This window comes from Citrobacter sp. JGM124 (assembly GCF_018257795.1).
In the GTDB taxonomy this organism is placed as follows: domain Bacteria; phylum Pseudomonadota; class Gammaproteobacteria; order Enterobacterales; family Enterobacteriaceae; genus JGM124.
The window spans coordinates 169,983-193,670 of the sequence record NZ_JAERJD010000001.1; the positions used below are offsets into that span (position 1 = coordinate 169,983).

A 23,688-nucleotide genomic window follows, 5' to 3' on the forward strand; every position below is an offset into this window, starting at 1 on the left:
GTTAACATTGATGGCAGAGATGATACAGAATGTTTGATTCAATGGGATATTACGGTTTTGTATTATTAAAATTTATTATTGGTTTTATCATTGTGATAGCCCATCTTAACTTTTCGGGTAAAACTCAATTATCACAGATGACCCCGGTAGATTTTATCGGCAACTTTGTCCTGGGGGGGATTATTGGTGGTGTGATCTATAACGATGTTATTCCTATGTATCAGTATATCCTGGTACTGTTGATTGGTGTTTTACTTATTTCGACGCTTAATTGGGTCAGTAAACATGTGGGCTTTTTTCGGACAGTGACTATTGGCGAGCCTATTCCCATCATCAAAAATGGTCGTTTCCTGATTGAAAGCATCCTCAGTAAGAAGAATAAAATAGATATTATGAGTGTATCCTCTCAGTTACATACTCAAGGGATTCACTCGTTTCAGCAGGTACGCTATGCTCAAATTGAGCCTAATGGTCAGCTGTCAGTCGTTTGCGAAGGTACAAAAATACCTGCGGTTATCGTGATGCAAAATGGTAAGGCCCGACCTTACGAGCTGGACTCAGTGGAAAAAGATGAAGCCTGGCTTGATGCACAGCTAGCCCGTTTAGATATTAAACCAGAAGATGTTTTCATTGCTGAGTTTTGGGGCGGAAAGCTTAACATCATTCTGATGAATGGGGAGACCAGACGTTAATCTGCCAGAACAGCCAGGCCTTTCTGACTGAAAGGCCTGGATGTCAGGGTTGGTCAGACATTTTTTCGTTCAATTGTCTGTTCACCCCAGAACAACTGATCTTTATCTGTTTTGGAAAAGGCGAGGGGAAGCACCTCATCGCTCCCTTCTTCCCAGATTTTTTCAGCTAAAGCTTCATCGAAATGCGCTAATTCAAAGATAGCGTGAGCAATCTCAGGAGATGTGTCACGTAAACGGGCCCATTGCTCAATATGATGTACTTTTTCTTTATCTGCTGACATAGTATCCTCCATTAATGTTCTTTAAACATAGAACCTATCCAGTACTTTGCCAGAATATATGTTTCTTGCCACTTAAAAATGGGTGGGGCGGCTAAGGTTTATTTTTCGCTCCCCATTGCGTCAGAATATGTGACAACGCACTATAGTTCTTCATCCATTCCAGTTACGTTTTCGGTCTTGTCCATGCCTGTGTCATTTACACGTTATTTATCATTTACCCCTCAAGAAGCACTGCTTATTCTTATCACCATGTTTTGGGGTGGGACCTTCCTTGCTGTCCAGTATGCTATGACGGTGAGCGATCCCTTTTTCTTTGTTGGTTTACGCTTTGCCACAGCAGCGTTAGTGGTAGGACTGTTCTCCATAAAATCGCTTTCGGGATTAACATTACTTGAGTTTAAAGCCGGGGTCGTCATCGGTATTTCTATTGCGATTGGTTACAGTTTACAAACCTGGGGCTTGCAAACGATCCCCAGTAGTAAGTCAGCTTTTATTACTGCAATGTATGTTCCACTTGTACCGCTGCTGCAGTGGATCTGTCTTGGTCGTATGCCGGGTTTGATGTCATGGATAGGTGTTATTCTGGCCTTTTTCGGCCTGCTTATGCTAGCCGGGCCGGAAGGTACGCGTTTGACATTAGGAGCGGGTGAAATTATCACCCTTATTGGGGCTGTAGCCATCGCGGCAGAAATTATCCTCATTAGTATGTTTGCTGGCCGGGTTGATATTAAACGCGTTACGGTGGTACAGCTTGCTACTGCTTCAGCTGTCGCTTTTGCAGCCATGATCCCCGCAGAGGAAAGCATTCCACCTTTAAGCAGTCAGCTGATTATCGTCGCGCTGGGGTTGGGGATTTTTAGTGCAATTATTCAGGTCACCATGAACTGGGCACAGCGGAGTGTTTCCCCAACGCGGGCAACAGTTATCTATACGGGTGAACCTGTTTGGGCCGGGATATTTGGCCGAATGGCCGGGGAACGGTTACCTGTGCTGGCTTTAGTGGGGGCGGCATTGATAGTCCTGGGTGTGCTGGTTAGCGAGCTGAAGCTGAAACGCAAAGGTCATAAAAATACCGTGACACCAGAAAACGGGTAAAAAATATCGGTCATAACCGACTGTTTTTTGCCTGTACCCAGGAATAACAAACAAATCTGTCCACTCCAGGCAGGCTGGGTGCCATTGATCTGTTGGCGACCCCGAATCATCGACTGTCAGCTTTGGTTAGCGATATCCGGGCTAAATGTGGCGCGACATGTGATCTTATCATTCTGTTTTGTCAATTATTTGGCCTCGTCTGACGTGTGATGGTGTTTTAGACAGAATGATAACTGCATACTGGTTATCAGGGCACAGTATGAACTGTATGGCATTGTACCCGGCTTTTTAGACTTGCCAGGCCGTGGTGGCCTCTCTGTGTGGCAAAATGCCTTCCCGGACGATAACTCAATGTTTTATTCAGACAAACAACATTTCCCATAATATCCCGACCGGGAATGACAGACTAAACTTCACGCTTAAAAACATCATTTTACCGATGCCTTAAATAGTTATTACATTGAATAAAATATTGTTTTTATATTATCTGCCTGGGTGGTTGCCATGGTTTTTTCTCACGGTTCTCCGCACATTTAAGAAATATCCTCCCGGAAGGCTTGTTTTATTTTTTGGTGGTAATGATAATCAATATCGTTATATGCTTACCGTTCTTTACGCAAGTTGACAGGTGTTCACACCAGAGGGGCCGGAATGTTTGTACCGTTTCTAATTATGCTACGTGAGGGGCTCGAGGCGGCACTGATTGTCAGCTTGATAGCCAGCTATCTTAAGCGCACGCAACGTGGTCATTTATTTGTTGCTATGTGGGGTGGGGTAGTCACAGCCGCAGTTCTGTGTCTGATACTGGGACTGGTCATTAATGCCACAACCGGTGAATTTCCACAAAAAGAGCAAGAATTTTTTGAAGGCCTTATTGCCCTGATAGCTGTTTTTATCCTGACATGGATGGTGTTCTGGATGCGCAAAGTATCCCGTAATGTTAAAGGGCAACTTGAACAGGCGGTTGATAGTGCTTTGGCGCAAAAAAATAATCATAGCTGGGCACTTATACTGATGGTTTTTTTTGCTGTTGCCCGGGAAGGACTTGAGTCCGTATTTTTCTTGCTGGCTGCTTTCCAGCAAGATGTTGGCATGATGCCCCCCCTGGGAGCATTACTGGGGCTGGCAACAGCTGTGATTCTGGGGTTTCTCATCTACTATGGCGGCGTCCGTCTTAACCTTGCCGTTTTCTTCAAATGGACCAGCCTGTTTATTTTGATCGTAGCAGCAGGATTAAGTGCCAGCGCTATCCGCGCCTTCCATGAAGCCGGATTGTGGAATCACTTCCAGGATATTGCCTTTGATATGAGTGAGACACTCTCCACTCACTCGTTATTTGGTACCTTACTTGAAGGGCTTTTTGGCTATCAGGAAACGCCAACAGTGAGTGAAGTTGCCGTCTACTTTATCTACCTGATCCCTGCTTTAGTGCTGTTCTTTATTCCATTACGTAATCATGCCCCGGCCAGTGCCGTGCGCTAATTGTCCTCGCGTCAGATTAATCGGGCGCGAATACTTCCATCTAATGCGATACAGGAATGTGTTATGAGTCAATCTTTTCAGTTTAGTGCACGATATCTTGCTCTGGTCGCGGCAATATGCTCTTCAGGTGCCGTTTATGCTGCAGATATTCCACAAGTTAAAGTAGTGGTAACAGATAAACAGTGTGAGCCCATGAGCCTGACAGTGAATGCCGGTAAAACACAATTCATTATCCAGAATAAGAGTCAAAAGGCACTGGAATGGGAAATTCTTAAAGGTGTCATGGTCGTTGAAGAACGCGAGAATATAGCCCCGGGTTTTACTCAAAAACTGACTGCTAACCTACAACCCGGTGATTACGATATTACCTGTGGCCTGCTAAGTAATCCAAAAGGGAAGCTGGTGGTAAAAGGAACAGCCACCCAAACGGGAGGTGCTACTGATCTGTTGGCGCTGGCTGGGCCGATCACTGAATACAAATCCTATGTGCTGGCGGAAACGGCTGCACTGGTAAAAGAGACTGAAGTTTTCACTGCGGCAATAAAAGCCGGTGATTTAGCGAAAGCAAAAGCGCTTTATGCACCTACCCGTCAGCATTATGAACGTATTGAGCCTATTGCTGAACTGTTCTCCGATCTTGATGGCAGCATTGACGCCCGTGAAGACAACTTTGAACAAAAAGCTAACGATCCACAATTTACGGGGTTCCATCGCCTGGAAAAAGGTTTGTTTGGTGATAACACGACGGCAGGCCTGAATGGGTATGCTGACCAGCTAAATACTGATGTGCTTGATTTACAGACCCGTATATCTGAACTTGCCTTCCCTCCAGCAAAAGTTGTTGGTGGTGCCGCCGGGCTGATAGAAGAAGTCGCCGCCAGTAAAATTAGTGGTGAAGAAGAGCGTTACAGTCGTACAGATCTATGGGATTTCCAGGCGAATATTGACGGGGCACAGAAAATTGTTAACTTATTGCGCCCACAGCTAACGAAAGAAGCACCGAAACTTCTGGCTAATGTTGATGAAAACTTTACTAAGGTAAACAGTATCCTGGCTAAGTACCGTACCAACGATGGTTTTGAAAGTTATGAAAAACTAACCGATAGCGACCGTAATGCGTTGAAAGGCCCCATTACAGTACTGGCGGAGGAACTCTCTAAATTGCGTGGTGTGATGGGACTGGATTAGTTTATGGCAGAGCACAATAAATCAGATAAGCATCAGCCTTCCCGACGTGATTTACTGAAAAAATTAGGGGCGTTGGGTGGAGCCCTGGCTGTGAGTGGCGGCTGCCCGATGGCTGTCGCTGCATCCAGTGCATCTGACATAACAAAAGACGTGCCTCCTTCTGTGAGTGATCGTTCTGATGCGGAGCCTTTTTATGGCCCGCATCAGTCTGGTATTTTGACTCCACAGCAAGCCTCTATGATGCTGGTGGCATTTGATGTGTTGGCCAATGATAAAGCTGAACTGGAACGGCTGTTCCGCTTGCTTACAGCGCGTTTTGCCTTTCTGACGAAAGGCGGCGCCATACCGGACACACCGAATCCCAGGTTACCGCCCATGGACTCTGGTATTCTGGGAGAGGTTATTTATCCCGATAATCTGACGTTGACACTTTCTGTTGGCAGTTCTTTATTTGATAAGCGCTTCAATCTGGAGGGGGTAATCCCTGCTGCGCTACAGAAAATGACACGTTTCCCTAACGATGCACTGGATGCCAGTCTGTGCCATGGGGATATTCTGATTCAAATCTGTGCCAATACGGGTGATACCGTGATTCATGCGTTGCGGGATATCATCAAGCATACGCCGGATTTACTGAGTGTACGCTGGCGGCGAGAGGGGTTCATTTCTGCTCATGCAGCGCAAAGTCGTGGCAAAGAAACGCCGATAAATTTATTAGGTTTTAAAGACGGGACTGCGAACCCAGATAGTCAGGATAACAAACTGATGGAATCTGTGGTTTGGGTGACAGCTGACCAGCAAGAACCCGCCTGGACTGTCGGTGGCAGTTACCAAGCGGTACGTATTATTCAGTTCCGGGTAGAGTCCTGGGATCGAACGCCGCTACAAGAACAGCAGACCATCTTTGGACGAGATAAGTACAGTGGGGCTCCTCTTGGAATGATGCAGGAACATGATGTGCCTGATTATCAAGCCGATCCTGATGGTGATATCATTGCTCTTGATTCTCATATCCGGTTGGCGAATCCCCGAACTCCAGAAACGCAATCAAACTTGATGATTCGTAGAGGGTACAGTTATTCATTGGGCGCGACAAAATCAGGGCAGCTTGATATGGGACTGCTTTTCGTCTGTTATCAGCATGATCTCTATCGTGGTTTTATCACGGTACAAGAACGGCTTAATGGAGAAGCCCTGGAAGAGTATATCAAGCCAATAGGGGGAGGATATTTCTTCGCACTGCCGGGGGTTATCAATAGTCATCACTATTTGGGGCAGAGTTTGATGGAGGCCACTCCCAACGTTGCCAAGAATAAGGGTTAAATAGATTAAAATTTTTTACTGACTCATTTCGCTGTTATACCACTGTAATAAATATATGGCATAACTCAAATAGTCTCAGCATATTGTTAATATAACGTTAACTTTATATTGCGATCTATATGGGTTTTGCTGTAATTAATACAGTGAGAGGCAGTTTCAGGCTGCAGTCATTCATCACCAGGGAGTAATGTATGATAGCGTCGCGTACCGTACAGCTAAGAAGACACTCTACTCGTACTGCGCAGTACGGGCACCACTCCTCTGGTTTTATTACCTTCACCCTGATATACCCTCTGGCAGTATCAACCCAGCGTCATGCAGGTGCATTAAGCCGCCGCTATCTGGCGACCTCTTATGTATCTTCCAGTCAGGCAATTAATGGCTTACAAGGAAGCCAAACCTCATCCGTTAGTGACCACTATCGCACTTGCATAGACAGTGCGGGAAATGAAACCAACAGTAAGGTGCCATCCATGGGAAGACAGAAAGCTGTGATCAAAGCTCGTCGTGAAGCGAAACGTGTTCTGAGACGAGATTCACGTAGCCACCGGCAGCGTGAAGAGGAATCGGTCACTGCGCTTGTGCAAATGAGCGGGGTAGAATCTATCGGTATGGCAAGAGATACCCGAGATCATTCACCTATTGAAGCACGTAATGAAGCTCAGGCACACTATCTCAATGCGATTGAGACTAAACAGCTGATTTTTGCCACCGGTGAAGCCGGTTGCGGTAAAACCTTTATCAGCGCTGCGAAAGCAGCAGAAGCCCTTATCCTTAAAGATGTTGAAAGAATCATCGTGACTCGCCCGGTACTACAGGCTGATGAAGATCTTGGTTTTCTCCCCGGTGATATTTCTGAGAAGTTCGCCCCCTATTTTCGCCCCGTCTATGACATTCTGGTTAGGCGTTTAGGCTCTTCCTTTATGCAATATTGCTTACGTCCTGAAATAGGTAAAGTTGAAATAGCGCCTTTTGCTTATATGCGTGGTCGAACGTTTGAAAATGCAGTGGTTATTCTGGATGAGGCACAGAATGTGACTGCGGCGCAGATGAAAATGTTTCTGACACGTCTGGGTGAAAATGTGACGGTGATTGTGAATGGTGATATCACTCAATGTGACTTGCCACGAGGGGTACCATCAGGACTCGGTGATGCACTGGCACGTTTTCAGGAAGATGAAATGGTTGGTGTTGTACGGTTTACTAAACAAGATTGTGTACGCTCGGCCCTGTGCCAGCGGGCACTGAATGCTTATGATTAGCGCTGGATATCAAAGGCAAAGATGTTTGTCAGAATTGACGTTTTGATAAACAAAAAAGCCTGAACGTAAGTTCAGGCTTTTTCATTAAATATGGCGGTGAGGGGGGGATTCGAACCCCCGATACGTTGCCGTATACACACTTTCCAGGCGTGCTCCTTCAGCCACTCGGACACCTCACCATATTGTTGTCAGCCTACTGGGCTAACGGGGCGCTACTATAGGGAGTCAGCACGTTTCGGTCAAGCGTATTTTAACTGCCAGTGACTGTTCGGTTAAGGGATAACCGATTCAGGATTCGACAAAAGGCAGGTAAGAGGGATAAGTTCAGGCTGTTGTCGAGAATAACCGCAGCAGGTGACCCGAAAGAGGGGGCGGTATACAGGATGCTTAAAATAAAAAAGCCTGAACAAGAGTCCAGGCTTTTTTACTAAATATGGCGGTGAGGGGGGGATTCGAACCCCCGATACGTTGCCGTATACACACTTTCCAGGCGTGCTCCTTCAGCCACTCGGACACCTCACCATATTGTCAGTTCCACATGAGTGAAACCGCGGTTAATTTAGGGGAAAAGTAGCAGTTACGTCAATGCTAATTTCATGTTTTTATGTTTGTTTAGTCAAACTTCGTCCAGTTTGCTTCTTTAATCATCATTACCAGTCAGTTTTGTCATATCATCAGTTATCTCATACCTGATAACGCAAATATGGCACTAACAGGAGTTGCAATGGATATTATTTTTTATCATCCCAAAGCCAATGTAGATTCGTGGTTACAAAAACTGAAACAAGCGCTTCCCCTGGCGCGAATTCGTCAATGGACTGAGGGCGATAATCACCGAGCTGATTATGCTTTAGTCTGGAACCCTCCAGTTGAGGTGCTAAGACAACGTGAGGCGCTGAAAGCCGTATTTGTGTTGGGGGCTGGGGTTGATGGAATTCTCGATAAATTAAAACAATGCCCTGACATGCTGGCAAAGGACGTCGCGTTATATCGTCTTGAAGATACGGGTATGGCTCAACAGATGCAGGAGTATGCAGTAAGCCAGGTATTACACTGGTTCCGTCGATTTGACGATTATCAGATGCAGAAAATAGCCGGACAATGGCAACCGCTACCTGAATATTCCCACCAGGAATTCACCATTGGTGTTATGGGGGCCGGTGTGCTTGGGAAAAAGGTCGCTGAAAGTCTAACGATATGGGGTTTTCCTGTACGCAGCTGGAGCCGCAGCAAGAAAGCGTTCCAAGGGATAACAAGCTATGCAGGTGATGACCAGCTGGCAGCATTCCTTGCTGATACACGTGTATTGATTAACCTTCTTCCTAATACGCCTGAAACAAAAGGTATTCTTAATAAAGAACGGCTAAATCAATTAGCTGAGGGTGCTTATGTACTTAACCTGGCCCGGGGAGCGCATCTTATTGAAAGTGACTTACTGGCGGCATTAACCAGCGGTAAGATCAAAGCAGCCATGCTTGATGTCTTTGCGACAGAGCCTCTTCCTGCTGACAGTCCACTGTGGGGACATCCGCGTATAGCCATAACACCACATATTGCGGCGATGACGCATCCATCAGAAGCCATAGCCTTTATTGTAGAGACAATAAGTATTATTGAGCAGGGGAAAGAGGCTGGCGGAAAAGTTTCTATAATCCGGGGATATTAGGGTATTCGATAAAGGGAATGCTGGACGCATCTTTGTCATCAATAACTGGTACTTTTATTAAAAAAGAGGAGAAATATATGTATCCCGTTGATCTACATATGCACACTGTAGCCAGTACCCATGCCTACAGCACATTGCATGATTATGTCACTATGGCACAAAACAAAGGCATTAAACTATTTGCTATTACTGATCATGGCCCGGATATGGCCGATGCGCCACATTACTGGCATTTTGTGAACATGCGAATTTGGCCTCGAATTATCAATGGGGTCGGTATTTTACGTGGTATTGAAGCGAATATAAAAAATACTGCCGGGGAGATTGACTGCACTGGTCCGATGCTGGATTCACTGGACTTAATCCTTGCCGGCTTTCATGAGCCCGTTTTCCCGCCACAAAATAAGGCAATGCATACTGAGGCGATGATAGCCACTATGGCTCGGGGTGATATTCACATCATCAGCCATCCCGGAAATCCTAAGTATGAAGTAGATATTCCAGCTGTTGCCGCCGCAGCAGCTAACTATAATGTGGCGCTTGAACTAAATAACTCTTCATTTACACATTCACGAAAAGGCAGCGGGCCTAATTGCCGCTTAATTGCTGAAGCCGTACGTGATGCTGGTGGCTGGTTAGCGTTGGGCTCTGACTCCCATACAGCCTTCACGCTAGGTGATTTTGATGAATGCCGGAAGATAATTAGCGAGGTTGAATTCCCGGAGGAACGTATCCTGAATGTAACGCCTCAACGGATGTTAAGTTTCCTCACAGCACATGGAATGAAGCCTGTGATAGAATTCGCCTCATTATAAACATATCCATTATGGAACGTCTGTCATGAACGAATTTTCAGTCATTTGTCGTATTTTAGGTTCATTGTTTTATCGCCAGCCACAAGATCCATTGCTGGGCCCCCTGTTTACTGTTATCAGGGAAGGAAAGCTCGCGTCCAGCTGGCCTTTAGAACAAGAGGATTTGATTGTTCGTTTACAAGAAAATGCAGAGCCATCCATTCTGGAAGCCGATTATCATGCCTTATTTATTGGCAATGAGTGTCATGTATCCCTCTATCGGTCAGCCTGGCAGGCTGACAGTAATGAACAAGATATTCGTCAGTTTCTTGAACAGCGCGGTATGCCTCTCTCTGATGCACCTGCAGATAGTTTTGGTGGACTGTTACTGGCAGCATCATGGTTAGAAGATCAGTCCAGTGAAGATGAATCAGAAGCTCAGATAGCTTTATTTGATCATTATATATTACCCTGGGCGGGCAGTTTTCTCGGTAAGGTTGAAGCCTGCTCAACAACGACTTTTTATCGGACATTGGCAATAATTACACGTGAAGCAATTCAAGCCATGCGAGATGAGTTGCAGGAAACAGAAGATAACATGGTGTGATGCAAATCACATAATTGATGTAAAGATAATTATTAATTTCATAAATCATGTTGGGAGATGACACTTACGAAGTGACGACTGCTATTATTCTCAAATGAATATGAAAACACTTCTTTCACTTGCATTAACAACCGGTATTTTGTCCGGTTTATGGGGCTGGGCTGCTGATTGCTTTGGCCTGCTAAACTGGGCAGGGTTTCTTGGATGTACGGCATACTTTGCCTGTCCTCAGGACAGGTTTAAGGGACTATTTATTTCACTGTTTACCCTATGTAGCGGGGTTCTGTGGGCGCTGATTATTATCCATGGCAGCTCTCTTGTCCCTCATCTGGATGTGGTTAACTACATCCTGACTGCTGTTGTTGCCTTTCTTATGTGTATCCAGGCCCGCCATACATTGCTTTCTTTCGTACCTGGAACGTTCATTGGAGCTTGTGCTGTATTTGCTAATCAGGGGCAGTGGCAGCTTGTTCTGGCTTCCTTATTACCCGGGCTACTCTTCGGTTTTGCAATGAAAAATGGTGGGTTATGGCTTGCTGCGCAGGGAGTTAAACATAAAAATAGTCAATGAGGATGACAAACAGCAACAAGAATGTGATATAACCGCTTAGAGGGAATAGATCGCTTGCCTGGCAGTATACTAACGAATAGTTAATGCTCATATAATTATTAAGTGAATCATTGTTTTTTGATATATAGAGAGATTTTTTTTACATACTATACACCAGAAATTAAACGATCCCTTTATTATAGCTCATGCTATTTATCACTCACTGTTAATACTTACAATAAACATATCATCTATTAATGCATACAGATAATTAACATATAAAGACGATTAAAACATTATTAATCTCTAGCATTTAAATAATAGACTGAGAATTGTTATTAATATCATCGTGCATTCACGGATTACATCGCCATTTTACATGGGGAGCTATCCTAATAGAGCTAAATAAAGCATAAAAAACTTTAACATACAATCAACATATATTGGGGTGATAATGTTAAACATATGATAATCTCAGAGCAATGTTAAAATAATTATAGCTAACGATATAGTTTGTACGACATTATTAATTCACCATATTTATGGTATTATAAATAGGGTCGTCATGGAAAGCACGATCTTAAAGGAACACATTGTTGCTGTTAAAGTCTCACACCTAAACGACGACAATGGTGAGTTCATTCATTAAATATCTGATGGATCTGATAAAATGAATACTAATGAAATGAATGCTGGAAATATTTTTATTCTTAATTTTACATTCAATCATAAACTGCGGATCTTGCAGCAGGCTGAACAGGTTATACAACTAAGAAAGAAAGAAGCCGATGTTCTGGCACTTCTTTGTGAGAAACACCCTAACCCAGTATCCCAGAATGATTTCCTTATAAATGTATGGGGAGGGGGGTATGTTACATCGCAGAGTATAGCACAAGTAATAAGGTCACTCAGACTCAGCCTGGGTGATGAAAAGAAAAGTACAATATCCACGATACCAAAGCTTGGCTACAAATTGACCACAGCACCCGTTTATGAAGATGTACAGTCAGTTAAATTTCAGCATGATGATATGATTAAAGTACGACATGTCCATGATGACTTTTCTTATGCTGATCAGAAATCAGTGATTAATACGGTGCCGGCATCTACTTCAATATCTATTGTTCCATATATGCAAATGAAGAAAAATTTTTTTTCAATCAGGAAATTAATTTTTTCAAGTGTCATCATTATTTTTGGAAGCCTTGCCTGTGTCACATTAAGTGCCAGAAATATATCAGTCGATAATATGGAAGGTTTAGAGCAGTTTGAACAAATAGCACAGGACGAACATCCCATTATTGATGACAGACGAAAAAATATGATAGAGTATATTAATGGGTATTTAAATAACTGCAGTATATCTAATGATAAGGTTATTAAATTCCTGAAGAATAAGAGTATATATGATTGTTTTTTACTGGATGACATTAAAAAATAATTTTTTTCTGAATAAGACACAGTGCAGGCGGGAAGTAGCTTGCACTGTGATTTAAATCCTGACTGGGTTATTAATAATAAAATTAACGACAGTGAAATTTCTCACGAATCCCTGTTTTATAAGGGATTTGAATATCATTGATAATTTTATTATTGTTAACGATTATTTCGATAAGACCCGATATATATCTGTCACGAAACATTGGGGTTTTAGAGTGGTATCTACCAATGCCTTCCCATGTATAGCCAGCATCTTGTATCACATTATTTAAAATCCAGGCCCCAGAAAAAACATTTGAGCAACTATTTTCTTTTAACTCCTTTTCAGATATGCCTTGTGATCTCAAATTATCAAAATGGATACTATTTATTTGCATTACTCCGATATCAATGGTTTTATTTTTATTCACACTAATCACATTTTGTCTGTTATTTGACTCCTGCCAGATTATCGCTCTAATGATAAGTGGGTTTATTTTAAAACACTGAGCTGCTTCATGTATGCAATCATTAGTATTAGAAAACACTCCAAAAGACGTTAAAGAAAAAAACAAAGGGAGAATGATTTTTTTAATTTTAAATTTCATATTTAAAACCCGGAGGTGGTCCGGGGATATGCTGTTGTTATATCAAAAATTAGATTGAATCTTTTTCTTCATTATTATTTAACAGAGATTTATAAAGCATGTTATGCATAAGCATATTTAATCCTGATAATTGAGCTGTTTTTTTATCCAGTACAGCGGTAGTGTAGTCTGCATAATCTGGATCGGTGCGTAAAATAGCATCTGAATATTGCAATGCAGAATTTAGCTGCTGCATTGTGCGAGGGGTATCTGGTGATAGTGCCTTCATTTCATTAAGTAATTCATCTAGAGTACCATCAGGTTGGACTTCTTTAATGTGTTTTAATACTAAATTATTAAAGTCATCGCTATCATGCGCATCACTATAAGCAGTGATGGGTGATATATTACTATTATCAGAATAAATATTCATCTATCAGTCTCCAAATTTTTTACTCTTCATTTATAGCTGAGTGATCATCTGAATGTGGATTCATATTAATGATTTTTGAAATCATTTCCGGTATGAGTTCAGAGATATCCTTGTTAAAAATATAAATTTCATTATCTGCATGAGTCATCCATTTTTGACAAACAGAGTCAATAGGAAAACGAATAGAATCCATATCATTTTGAATGGTTATATTACTGTCTTCACTAAATATATAACTTGAATAATCTATGTTATCAGGTATTTTAACTCTTTTAGGGATAATAATTCGCAGTGGTTTTTGTTGATTGCACTGAACTTGTAAATTATGAATGATACGCTCAACAATAACGGTATCATGAAATGAATTTTTAATTGAATTCATGATACTGGTTCGTAAAGCTTCGAGTCTTGCATTTTGAAGTTTTTCATAACTATTAATAAAATGGATTAACTGTGTCATAAACATTTCAACGCCAGAAATAAATCCTTCCTTTTGGCTATTTTCTCTCAAAACAAGAGTGCGAGACTCATATTCCTTATGCATTTTACTACAGCTAGCTAAGGTACGTTCAAGAGCTGTCGCTAATCTTTTATTACGATCTCGCTCTTTGAAATGAATAACGGAAAGATTGTGATGATCTGGTGGCAAATCACTTATTGGAATTACGCGCATAAATTATAGCCATTTTTAACAAATTAATATTATCTGGTGTTATGGATATTTTTATTTTAGGGAAATCCATATCAGATGGAAAAAAAAGATGTAAACGTTGCTTTAATGCAATTGGAAAATTCTTTGCGATTCCCAAAATGAATGCTGCACCGAATGTAGCGTAATTAATATTTTTATAATCACTGATACCTTGTACGGAATGACGTAGCGGTAGTGATATAAAAGAAAGCAATTGTAAATCACTCATCAATACGCTGTTGTCAAGAATTAAACGCTCACGTAAAATATACCCACCAATAAAGTAAGATATTTTAGGTATAATATACCAATTTGAAATTAAGATCGTCGAAATAGGATTATCATATTTCCAGACATCGGGCAAATCATCAAGATGATATTTGGTAATAATCCAGTGGTTTAGTATAACATCAGTCAAAATTTCCATCGAAGGATATATTGAAGACAAATTATCTGAATGCGTATACGATAAAGGGGCATATAATATATTCATCATCTGATTATCTTCAGTCATCATTATTTTCTGGAACCTCACTATTTGTTTTCTGTGGGGATGATACCTCAGAAGATAACTGCATATTTTTATACTGAATTTTTTGGTTATAACGCATGTAAATAATATAACCAGAAATGGTTGCAATAAGTATTATTATTCCAGAATAAATAATACTCCAGAAGTATGCCTGTGATCCTGGCACTTGCAATGGAGGTGCGTACTGAATTATTGGCGCATGAAAGAGAACAACAGATATATTTTCATAACGAATATCATCAATACTATTTTTTATTAGTGATTTAATTTGCGAAATAAAGATATTTTCATCTATTTCACCCTTGTAAGAGATTAAAATCCCTATATGACTGGCTGAATTTTTACCTGAAAGGTCATTGGTAAAGTAAGGGTAGCTTATATGTACACGAGCATTAACTACCTGAGATATTATTCGTAATGATTGCTCCAGCCTCTGCTCTTGCAAAGATCTTACTCGTGCCTGCTCTGCACCAGGAGAAGAAACCAACGAGCTATCAGGAAAAGCATTACCAATCTGAACATCAGCAGCCCAGGGTAGCTGATATTGGTTAATAATGGAAAGTGCAGCCGTATTCTCTGTAGCATGCACACTAATTGTGTAGCCTGCTTTTAAGTTTCCATTTTTCCATGCTGAGATATTATGTTGCTGTAAAATGGATAATGTCTGATTGGCTTGTTCTTGTGTCAAACTGTCTAAAACTTTTTCATCATTACAGCCAGAAATGAATAATATGGTTAAGACCAGTCCAATAGCAGGGAAGATTCTTGATAACATTATTGAGATTTTTCCAAGGTTTCTATTGTGGCAACACCTTTTCTAGCCAAAGCACTGACTAATGAAACATAATTACTATATTCACCAATATAGCTTTGAAGCATCAGTAATGTTTTCGGATCAGAAGAAAAATGTTCTGAGTGACTTAGTGAATTAATAATATCTTTGTACTGCGTAGTTGTTTCACTTATTTTATTAAATGCGTTTGAAACGAGATTGTTGAAATTCACATCATGAATAGCTACCGATGTTTCACTATCAATGTGGGATGCATATGGTGTCAATTGAGTCAGTGATGATAACGCTTGTATACCTTGATTCATGTTTAAGTCCTGTAAATAAAAGGTACGGAAAATGCCGTACCTCTAATGATTAACGGAAGTTTTGGATTATTGCAGCTCCAATATCTTTATATGCCTTAACGGTGCTGGTCTGAGCATTACGGAAGAGAGTATATTCTTGCAACTTAGCCTGGTAATTGGCTAAAACAGCAGGATTAGAAGGGTCTTTTTTAAGTTCTTCTTCTGCATTATTCAATTGTGTAATCATATTCTCAGCACCGGATTCAAAACCCGATGATACTTGGTCGAGAAAATAATTATTATTTTCAGTTGTTTTATTCATATTAGGCATAGTCAAAACTCCTTGTTTTTTAATGGAAAATACCAATGTCTGGGATTCAGGAATAAATATCCAGAAGACGAATCAACATATGATTTATTCTGGAGCCAATTCTCATCAAGATTAATGGAGAATGTGATAACAGTGCTTCCCCATTGCTGATCAAATTTATGTATGAAATTACGCAATGCATTGAGCGTATTATCATTCAATGCATCTCTAACAACTAATGAGTATCCATCATTCATGTTTATTTGCCGATAATGAATATTTAATCGCTCTAGTCCTTGGCGAGCCTCATTTATAAGATGTTCTTTCGTTTTTATATTGAAATCTATACTGTGTGCGAAAGGTATCTTTTCAAAAACTATATTTTTCAACGCTAACTCATCATCCGAACTTAGTGTTCGATACATTGTAAGAACAGGGTGTGTCGGGGAGCTAAAGTCTAATTGTAATACTGGATATCCAGTATTATACAATTCAGTTATTATATTTTTCTTACTGTTGCTTAACAATACAGGAATCAAATTATTATGTTCTGACAGTTTATTTACGGCTTCCTTCGCCCATTCCATATCTTGAAAATTTTGTGCCAGTATATAAATATACTTGTCATTGTGTCCTTTTACTATCTCTAAAGAACCAGGTGCACCGGAAAACACTTCGCTAAGGCTAATGAGTTGCTTATCTGACGATACTTTATAATATGAAAAAAAAGACAACAAACCGATAACAAGAAAGACAAAAAAAACAGTACAGAATGTTGCTAAAATTTTTTTATTTCTAATTTTTCTTCGAGTTGAATCATAACCCGATGCTGTTAGTGATGGCATAAGATGATGATTTTTGATGTCAGGAGACCATGCGTCATCGCTACATTTCACAGCAATCTTGATATGTTCATGAGTGAATATATCGTTCGATTTAAATGAGGACTTACGGCAGTTTCCTTGATCATCATGAACTTCAATATTGAAATAAAGATGTTCACCATCAATTGTAGGATCAGATAAAAATAAAGTGATATTAGGTGAGCTTATATCACAAGGTATATAAAGCGTGTTTGATGCGTAATGTACAGCATGGTCACGTTCAGTCTCTAATTCTACATTCTTATCGAGTAGTGTAACCCCAGGGTTAATAATAATAAAATAGTCATCTGCAGGAAGATAAAGCTCACAGCCAAACATAGGGCCAAATAATATCTTCAAAGAGTAGTGTTTTGTTACTTCTTCATTTCTCATAGTACAGATTGCTTCTTGTCTGATGCTGTTTATCGATATGGAACCATAGAGTACAACTGATTATTTAACAGTTTTTATAAAAAACATATCAAGCTCTATGATATCCAGCGCTATAACAGAGGTTTATTAAACTATCTGTTTAAAAACTTGATGTTTCAATAGAATCATATTTAAGTAAAACGGCACACATACCTATATATGTATTAGAAACCATTATGAAAGATATGCGTTTACATTTAACGAGAATTTAATGTGTGTATGAATAAACAAACAGGGAAGAACTATAAAATTCATTGTGGAAAATATCAATAGTGTTTTTTTGATTTTTTTTTGATTTTTTTATTACATTTTTTATTTATTGTTTAATTTAATGAAAGTGAATTGACGCTAAGTTTTTTCCTGTTAGATTTACTAAAAAACACCTGTTAAGAGGCCAGACAACAGTTGTGTTAAATAACTTTATGTATAAGTACTTTGAAAATGAGTATTATATTAATATGCTTAAATTCCCTTAAGTATTAACATTGATTATTGTTTATATGCTTCTAACGTTAGATTGAGGTTCCATGAGAAAAATATTAACAAACTGTTCTGGATACTATCGTTCGGATATGCAGGGGTACGACAGGCTATTAATACCGACTACAGAAAAAATAGTAGACAATACTATAAAAATCAATGACGAGTTATTGCTGGTTAGACCAATGAGTAATGAATCAATGCTGACTTTGTCGGACGGCAATGACAGAAGTAGCGACAGGCATATTATCAATAATGCTATATTGCTTGCTTCGAATGATCATTTGACAGTGCGTTTCATGAATGAATGGATGGTGGAAAAGTTTCCTCTATCACAAATCTCAACTCTTTTCTGCTTTCTTGATTATCAGACTAAAAATTGTGAGTCTGGGATCGGTAAGATGAAGACACTTTGTCAGGATAAAAGCGAAAGTGATAAAGAATCACTCGAAACTGAGCGAAATATTATATTGCTTCTGGATAATACTACAGACCGATTGATGGATATCCTGATCAGTGGAATCATTAATCCTCAAAAACAGAGCTTACAATGTATATACACATTCATTCGTAATATGGAAAGTTATTGGATTGCATATTTTTTATTATCACAGGTTTTTGAGGGTGAGAATGATAATGACGCTTATAAACTTTACAATGCATGTAAAGTTTATGGTGTTTCTGAATCTTATTTTAGAAAACTTTGTCACAATGCATTTACCTGTGGCCCTAAAAAACAGTTACGAATGTGGCGTGCAGCACATAGTGCATTACAGTTAATAGAAAAAGATAAATCCATTGCAACAATTGCAGGGAATAATGGGTACTCGTCTTCATCTCACTTTTCGAGTGAAATAAAGTCTATCTTCGGAATCACTCCAAGGGAGTTTAAAAAATTGGAAGGATTGTTACATGACTAAGCTTGGGACAACACAAAAATATCAGAGGGCAATGATATTTTTACTCGGTGTCTTTTTTTGTAACAGCATTAGTGCTGAACTATTTAACAAGAATAAAGAAGAGACAATACGTAATTATGCGCCATCAATGAATGATGATAGTATTTATGTAGCCAGTAATAATAGTGTTCAGCAATTGTTTTATGTACTTGGCGGTGCGTTAAATAAGTCTATAATTGTTAGTACTGAAGCAGCTAAAAAACGTGTATCTGGTAATTTTGATTTGAGTAAGCCAAAAGAGCTGCTCGCAACACTTGCCGCTCAAACTGGATTAATTTGGTATGATGATGGTAGTTCTATTTATGTTTATGACTCCAGCGAAATTCAAAGCAGTATTGTAAGGCTAGCGTATGCACCTTATGATCGACTGGTTGCATTTCTGCAGTCATCTGGACTATATGACCCACGTTTTCCTTTACGCTCTAATGGGCGGGCTGGTTCCTTTTATACATCGGGGCCACCTGTATATGTCGAACTTGTCACTGCTGCTGCGAAATATATTGATGCGACGTATGCAAAACCAGGTACGGGTGAAACAACTATTCGGGTTATCAAGTTAAAGAATACTTTCGTGAATGATCGAACGTATAACCAACGTGATACGCCCGTCACTATACCAGGTGTAGCAACAGTTCTTAATCAATTGCTTAATCGCTCACATGATGGGTCAGGGAGAGCTCATTCAACTGAACGTGCGCATATCAGTATTGATAATGATACGAAAAATACACTTGAAGCGATGTCTGCTAATCAGAATGGCAGTTATCCACCTTTGCCGGCTTTTAATTCTATACCTGCCAGGAATCAAACTAATAGCACCGGGAATATGGCGTCAGACTCTGTAAACATAGTGGCATATTCAGATACTAATAGTCTGTTGGTCCAGGGCTCCGCTCGGCAAGTGAGTTTCGTAGAGGATTTAGTTAATGCTATTGATATTCCAAAGCAACAAATCCAACTATCACTTTGGATCATTGATATTTCTAAAGATGATGTAAATGAATTGGGCGTACGCTGGCAAGGTGCAGCAAAGGTCAGTAACACAGGCATCACATTTAATACGAGCTCGCTAACACCTGAAAATAGTGTTCATTTTCTGGCTGATGTGACTGCATTAGTCAAAAAAGGAAATGCACAAGTCGTTTCACGGCCAGAAATACTGACACAAGAAAATATACCAGCTTTGTTTGATAATAATAGCAGCTTTTATGCGAAGTTAATTGGTGAAAGAAATTCATCGCTGGAAAAGGTAACGTATGGGACGATGATCAGTGTACTGCCTCGTTTTGCGCAGCGACAACAAGAAATAGAGATGATACTAAATATCCAGGATGGGGGGTTACCGTTAGGTAGTGATGGGGTTAGTGAATACATTGACTCGTTACCAGTCGTTCAAAACACACAAATTAGTACAGAAGCCCGAGTACCCGTTGGTTACAGCTTGCTTGTTGGTGGATATAGCAGAGATCAAGATGAATATCATAATTTAGGCATACCTTTATTAAAAGATATTCCATTCCTCGGTAGACTTTTTGACTATAGCTATATCAGTAATAAAAAAATGGTGCGTCTGTTTCTTATCCAGCCAAAACTGATGGTGCATGGTGAAACTTGGCAGGGATATGAAAATGCTAACCCCGTTCTTGGAAGGACCTGGGGAGGGGATGACGTGACATTAAAATCAACCGTCTCTATGTTACGTGACACAATGAAGTAATAATAAGGAGCAGTGAATGGTAATCCGCTCTGTCAATCCTGTCGAGTTTAATCGTTTGGATTTCCGTCAGAATTTAAATCGTACTGTTCATAATAGTGCTAGCAATAATAATGAAATGGCAGAAATGACATTTATTAATTTGCAAGATGAAATGAGTTATGCTGCAGAAGAGATGGCCGATCTCTTTAGTACGTTTGGCCGATTCGGTAAGACAGGACGAAGAAATGATAGTGCGGAGAATGATTTTGTTACATCTATGCTTGAAGATAAAGCAGATGAAAAATTAGGAATGATTGTCAAAAAAATCAATCAAATAAAAGATCCTACTAATTTAATTAATTTTTCAAGAAGCTTGTTTCCAAACGATAGTGATCTCATGCTAGCATTGCGTGAACTTCTTTTGAGCCGCCAGTTATCAGAATTACAAAAAAAGAAAGTTAAAGAGGCAATTACTGATTTAGAGAAATTCTGTGATAGAAAAAAAATGAATTCAGGCATAAATATTGGATGTTTGGCTAAAAAATTCAGTATTTCAAAAGGGAATATCCCTATATCAGCTAAAGAACTACGTAATAGTTATTTACGGTTTCTTGAGATTGATTTGCCTGCCAGTTTTATTTATCAAGATTGGATAGATGAATTTGGATGTGAAAATAGAACCCGTTTACTTTCTTTTACTCTTACTGCATTAGTCTCTGATATGAAAGCAAATGTACCTGGTATACATTTTGAGGAGTTTGGAGCATTAAGTTCAAAATTATCAGATGCAAGGGTTTTACATACCATAGACCAGTTATTGATTAAAAGTTTCAGACAACTTAGTTTTAATGAAAAAATAAAAGATGATAATGGTAAATTAGCCGAGTCAAGCATTCTTGGTTTATTTATGGTTGGTTTGATTGATTCTCATAACTTTGAAAGTAAGTTCCTGAGTTTTAATTGTAATTATATGTCCAGCCTTCTCATGAGTCAGAAGGCTGAAGCGGTGCAGACGCTACGGAATGTTTATAATGATACGCCAAGTTTTTTATATGCTGATGTACAATGCCATTGTTTTATTCAGGAGTTTATGTCTTCTTTAATGCTTTCCATCTATGAAAAAGAGATAGAAATAGAAAGTATTCACTGGTGAGCATGAAGTATTAATATACTGACTAATTTATAAATTTCATGATTAATGTGTTGGGATGACATGTTACAAAATTTTGTATTACAAATTAGGTCTCGACCTGAAATTATTATACTGGTCATAATGATTATGGTTGTGGTTATGTTGATTATTCCACTTCCTACTTATTTGGTTGATTTTCTCATCGGCCTTAATTTAACTATTTCATTATTGATTTTTTTGGGTTCTTTTTATATAACTAGAATACTGGATTTTTCTACGTTTCCATCCATATTGCTGATTAGCACCATATTTAGGCTTGCGATATCAATCAGTACCAGCCGTCTTGTGCTGGCAGATGCAGATGCCGGAGAAATCATTTCAAGTTTTGGTGAGTTTGTTATTGCTGATAATTTAGTAGTTGGTTTTGTTATTTTTTTCATTGTGACGATTGTACAGTTCATTGTTATAACGAAAGGTTCAGAACGTATTGCTGAAGTAGCTGCTCGTTTCTCTCTCGATGCAATGCCGGGGAAACAGATGAGCATTGATGCTGACTTGCGAGCTGGTGTCATTGATGAAAAAGAAGTACAACGCAGACGTAAAGATTTGGAAGCTGAAAGTCAGCTCTATGGTGCTCTTGACGGCGCGATGAAATTCATCAAGGGTGATGCTATCGCTGGAATAATTATCATATTTGTCAATTTATTGGGTGGGATTGCGGTTGGTGTTTTTCAGCATGGCATGGATGTATCCCAGGCTGCATCAATTTTTACATTATTGACTATTGGTGATGCATTGGTTGGTCAGATACCTGCACTACTAATATCTATCAGTGGTGGACTGATTGTTACACGAGTAAATAATAATGAGAATAATAATCTTGGTGCGAAAATAATTCAGGATATGTTCTCTAATAAATTCATTCTTGTTATTACTGCTATATTAGCTATAGCCTTAGGATTGTTGCCTGGTTTCCCATTACCTATTTTTATTTTGCTGGCATTATTGTTACTGGGCGTATTTTTTAAACATAAACATTCTGAAAAGAAGAATCGTTCGTCAAACGACTCAAGGCCTGATGGCGAATCTAGTGAAGCACAAAGTAAACCAGTTATGATTGATGGACAATTTATACCTGAAACTATCCCACTGATCATCACAGCGTGGAAAGGCTATGAAACATATTTTGAACAGCATAATCTACCATCACTTTTGAAGCGTAACTTCTTTATTGAATATGGAGTCAGATTGCCTGAGGTTGTCATGAATTATGATGCCAATGTTGAACGTGGAAAACTCTCTGTAGCCATTAATGAGATACAAGTAGCAGTCTATCAAGTAATCCCTGAAATGAATAAGATATTATTACGAGGGGAAGAACTACAAATAATTGAGCCTAACGTAATCACCATGGAAACACACCATGGGAAAACTTATTGGATACCTGATGATCTCCTTGAGAAAGCTAATCAACTTGGCTTTTATACAAGAAGCGCCATTGATGAGTTCTATTCTTGTGTGTCTACTTTACTGGTTCATAATATTTCAGAGTTTTTTGGAATTCAGGAAACAAAAACATTATTAGATGACTTAGAAAAAAAGTATCCAGAATTGCTAAAAGAGTGTTACCGTAGTAGTACTGTTCAGCGTATCACTGAAGTTTTTCAGCGTTTATTACAAGAGCGTATTTCGATCAGAAATATGCGCCTTATTCTTGAAGCATTGGTACAGTGGGCCCCTAAGGAAAAAGATCCTATTATGTTGGTTGAGCATGTGCGTGGGGTATTGGCTCGTTATATATCCAACCGTTTTTCAACCAATGGAGTTATAAGAACTCTTGTCATGTCACATGATATGGAAAATCAGATCCGTACCGGAATTCGTCAAACATCTAGTGGAACTTTTATTAATCTTCCACCACCAGAAACAGAAAACATTATTAAACGACTTGACTCTTCACTAGGGTCAAATCATATGGATGCCCGAGATATTATTCTGATGGTATCTCTTGATATCAGGAGGTTTGTTAAAAAAATAATTGAAGGAACATATCCTGAGATGGAGGTGCTATCTTTTGGAGAGATCTCTGCAGGTATAGATGTCGATGTCATTGGTTCACTTGATAATTAAATGGGGT

The 23,688-nt window shown here is 39.5% G+C and carries 24 protein-coding genes and 2 tRNA genes; 15 read left to right on the forward strand and 11 right to left on the reverse strand.

The genetic code is table 11. The features are described from left to right. The first annotated feature begins 41 nt into the window (after positions 1–41). Complete coding sequence (locus JK154_RS00720) at positions 42–692, forward strand: YetF domain-containing protein (RefSeq protein WP_211990919.1); 651 nt, start codon at positions 42–44, stop codon at positions 690–692. Between the two features lie 53 nt (positions 693–745). On the opposite strand, the gene JK154_RS00725 is transcribed toward JK154_RS00720, so the two are convergent. Further along, complete coding sequence (locus JK154_RS00725) at positions 746–973, reverse strand: YccJ family protein (protein ID WP_211990576.1); 228 nt, start codon at positions 971–973, stop codon at positions 746–748. A gap of 189 nt (positions 974–1,162) precedes the next feature. Between JK154_RS00725 and JK154_RS00730 the strand changes: the two genes are divergently transcribed. From JK154_RS00730 to phoH, 5 genes are all read left to right on the forward strand, one after another. Then, positions 1,163–2,068: a DMT family transporter gene (locus JK154_RS00730; protein WP_211990920.1), complete on the forward strand. Its 906-nt coding sequence runs from the start codon at positions 1,163–1,165 to the stop codon at positions 2,066–2,068. A 651-nt stretch (positions 2,069–2,719) separates the two neighbouring features. Continuing rightward, positions 2,720–3,550, forward strand: coding sequence for an iron uptake transporter permease EfeU (gene efeU / locus JK154_RS00735; protein WP_211990577.1), 831 nt, complete (start codon positions 2,720–2,722; stop codon positions 3,548–3,550). A gap of 63 nt (positions 3,551–3,613) precedes the next feature. Continuing rightward, positions 3,614–4,738 (forward strand): iron uptake system protein EfeO, encoded by a 1,125-nt coding sequence (gene efeO / locus JK154_RS00740; RefSeq protein ID WP_211990578.1) that lies wholly within the window; start codon positions 3,614–3,616, stop codon positions 4,736–4,738. 3 nt (positions 4,739–4,741) lie between these two features. After that, positions 4,742–6,061 carry an iron uptake transporter deferrochelatase/peroxidase subunit gene (gene efeB / locus JK154_RS00745; protein WP_211990579.1) on the forward strand — a complete coding sequence of 440 codons (1,320 nt, stop codon included), beginning with the start codon at positions 4,742–4,744 and terminating at the stop codon, positions 6,059–6,061. 473 nt (positions 6,062–6,534) lie between these two features. Further along, positions 6,535–7,323: a phosphate starvation-inducible protein PhoH gene (phoH, locus tag JK154_RS00750; protein ID WP_211990921.1), complete on the forward strand. Its 789-nt coding sequence runs from the start codon at positions 6,535–6,537 to the stop codon at positions 7,321–7,323. 91 nt (positions 7,324–7,414) lie between these two features. Here the strand turns inward: phoH and JK154_RS00755 are convergent. Both JK154_RS00755 and JK154_RS00760 read right to left on the reverse strand, forming a co-directional pair. Then, positions 7,415–7,502 (reverse strand) — tRNA-Ser (locus tag JK154_RS00755). Positions 7,503–7,757: 255 nt separating this feature from the next. After that, a tRNA-Ser gene (locus tag JK154_RS00760) sits at positions 7,758–7,845 on the reverse strand. Between the two features lie 202 nt (positions 7,846–8,047). On the opposite strand from JK154_RS00760, the gene ghrA reads away from it, so the two are divergent. The 5 genes from ghrA (at position 8,048) to JK154_RS00785 (ending at position 12,381) form a co-directional block, all read left to right on the forward strand. After that, positions 8,048–8,989: a glyoxylate/hydroxypyruvate reductase GhrA gene (gene ghrA / locus JK154_RS00765; protein ID WP_211990580.1), complete on the forward strand. Its 942-nt coding sequence runs from the start codon at positions 8,048–8,050 to the stop codon at positions 8,987–8,989. 77 nt (positions 8,990–9,066) lie between these two features. Then, positions 9,067–9,804, forward strand: a complete 738-nt coding sequence (locus JK154_RS00770) for a phosphatase (RefSeq protein ID WP_211990581.1) — start codon at positions 9,067–9,069, stop codon at positions 9,802–9,804. 25 nt (positions 9,805–9,829) lie between these two features. Next, positions 9,830–10,390 carry a molecular chaperone gene (locus JK154_RS00775; protein ID WP_211990582.1) on the forward strand — a complete coding sequence of 187 codons (561 nt, stop codon included), beginning with the start codon at positions 9,830–9,832 and terminating at the stop codon, positions 10,388–10,390. A 100-nt stretch (positions 10,391–10,490) separates the two neighbouring features. Continuing rightward, entirely contained in the window at positions 10,491–10,961 is a 471-nt protein-coding gene (locus JK154_RS00780; RefSeq protein ID WP_211990583.1) for a DUF1097 domain-containing protein, read from the forward strand. 649 nt (positions 10,962–11,610) lie between these two features. Continuing rightward, positions 11,611–12,381, forward strand: a complete 771-nt coding sequence (locus tag JK154_RS00785) for a winged helix-turn-helix domain-containing protein (protein WP_249215702.1) — start codon at positions 11,611–11,613, stop codon at positions 12,379–12,381. A gap of 82 nt (positions 12,382–12,463) precedes the next feature. Here the strand turns inward: JK154_RS00785 and JK154_RS00790 are convergent, their stop codons facing one another. The 8 genes from JK154_RS00790 to JK154_RS00825 are packed head-to-tail and all read right to left on the reverse strand — an operon-like array spanning position 12,464 to position 17,245. After that, positions 12,464–12,967 (reverse strand): lytic transglycosylase domain-containing protein, encoded by a 504-nt coding sequence (locus JK154_RS00790; RefSeq protein ID WP_211990584.1) that lies wholly within the window; start codon positions 12,965–12,967, stop codon positions 12,464–12,466. Positions 12,968–13,016: 49 nt separating this feature from the next. Further along, a complete protein-coding gene (locus JK154_RS00795) occupies positions 13,017–13,379 on the reverse strand; it encodes a hypothetical protein (protein WP_211990585.1) in 363 nt (120 codons plus the stop codon). Positions 13,380–13,398: 19 nt separating this feature from the next. Then, positions 13,399–14,052 carry a type III secretion protein gene (locus JK154_RS00800; protein WP_211990586.1) on the reverse strand — a complete coding sequence of 218 codons (654 nt, stop codon included), beginning with the start codon at positions 14,050–14,052 and terminating at the stop codon, positions 13,399–13,401. Continuing rightward, positions 14,030–14,587: a hypothetical protein gene (locus JK154_RS00805; RefSeq protein ID WP_211990587.1), complete on the reverse strand. Its 558-nt coding sequence runs from the start codon at positions 14,585–14,587 to the stop codon at positions 14,030–14,032. The genes JK154_RS00800 and JK154_RS00805 overlap by 23 nt, the downstream gene beginning before the upstream one ends. Then, positions 14,577–15,377, reverse strand: a complete 801-nt coding sequence (gene sctJ, locus JK154_RS00810; RefSeq protein WP_211990588.1) for a type III secretion system inner membrane ring lipoprotein SctJ — start codon at positions 15,375–15,377, stop codon at positions 14,577–14,579. Before sctJ ends, JK154_RS00805 begins: the two co-directional genes overlap by 11 nt. After that, a complete protein-coding gene (gene sctI, locus JK154_RS00815; RefSeq protein WP_211990589.1) occupies positions 15,377–15,700 on the reverse strand; it encodes a type III secretion system inner rod subunit SctI in 324 nt (107 codons plus the stop codon). Before sctI ends, sctJ begins: the two co-directional genes overlap by 1 nt. A gap of 49 nt (positions 15,701–15,749) precedes the next feature. Then, positions 15,750–16,010, reverse strand: coding sequence for a type III secretion system needle filament subunit SctF (gene sctF, locus JK154_RS00820; RefSeq protein ID WP_283093589.1), 261 nt, complete (start codon positions 16,008–16,010; stop codon positions 15,750–15,752). 2 nt (positions 16,011–16,012) lie between these two features. Further along, positions 16,013–17,245 (reverse strand): PrgH/EprH family type III secretion apparatus protein, encoded by a 1,233-nt coding sequence (locus tag JK154_RS00825; protein WP_211990590.1) that lies wholly within the window; start codon positions 17,243–17,245, stop codon positions 16,013–16,015. 566 nt (positions 17,246–17,811) lie between these two features. Between JK154_RS00825 and JK154_RS00830 the strand changes: the two genes are divergently transcribed. Genes JK154_RS00830 through JK154_RS00845 form a run of 4 tightly spaced genes read left to right on the forward strand, consistent with a single transcriptional unit; the run spans position 17,812 to position 23,681 of the window. Continuing rightward, the gene (locus JK154_RS00830; protein ID WP_249215703.1) at positions 17,812–18,684 is read left to right on the forward strand and encodes a helix-turn-helix domain-containing protein; all 873 of its coding nucleotides are present in this window, start codon (positions 17,812–17,814) and stop codon (positions 18,682–18,684) included. Next, on the forward strand, positions 18,677–20,440 hold the full coding sequence (sctC, locus tag JK154_RS00835; RefSeq protein ID WP_211990591.1) for a type III secretion system outer membrane ring subunit SctC: 1,764 nt from the start codon (positions 18,677–18,679) through the stop codon (positions 20,438–20,440). The genes JK154_RS00830 and sctC overlap by 8 nt, the downstream gene beginning before the upstream one ends. A 16-nt stretch (positions 20,441–20,456) precedes the next feature. After that, complete coding sequence (locus JK154_RS00840) at positions 20,457–21,572, forward strand: HrpJ domain-containing protein (RefSeq protein WP_211990592.1); 1,116 nt, start codon at positions 20,457–20,459, stop codon at positions 21,570–21,572. Between the two features lie 60 nt (positions 21,573–21,632). Further along, complete coding sequence (locus tag JK154_RS00845; RefSeq protein ID WP_211990593.1) at positions 21,633–23,681, forward strand: EscV/YscV/HrcV family type III secretion system export apparatus protein; 2,049 nt, start codon at positions 21,633–21,635, stop codon at positions 23,679–23,681. The last annotated feature ends 7 nt before the right edge of the window (positions 23,682–23,688 follow it).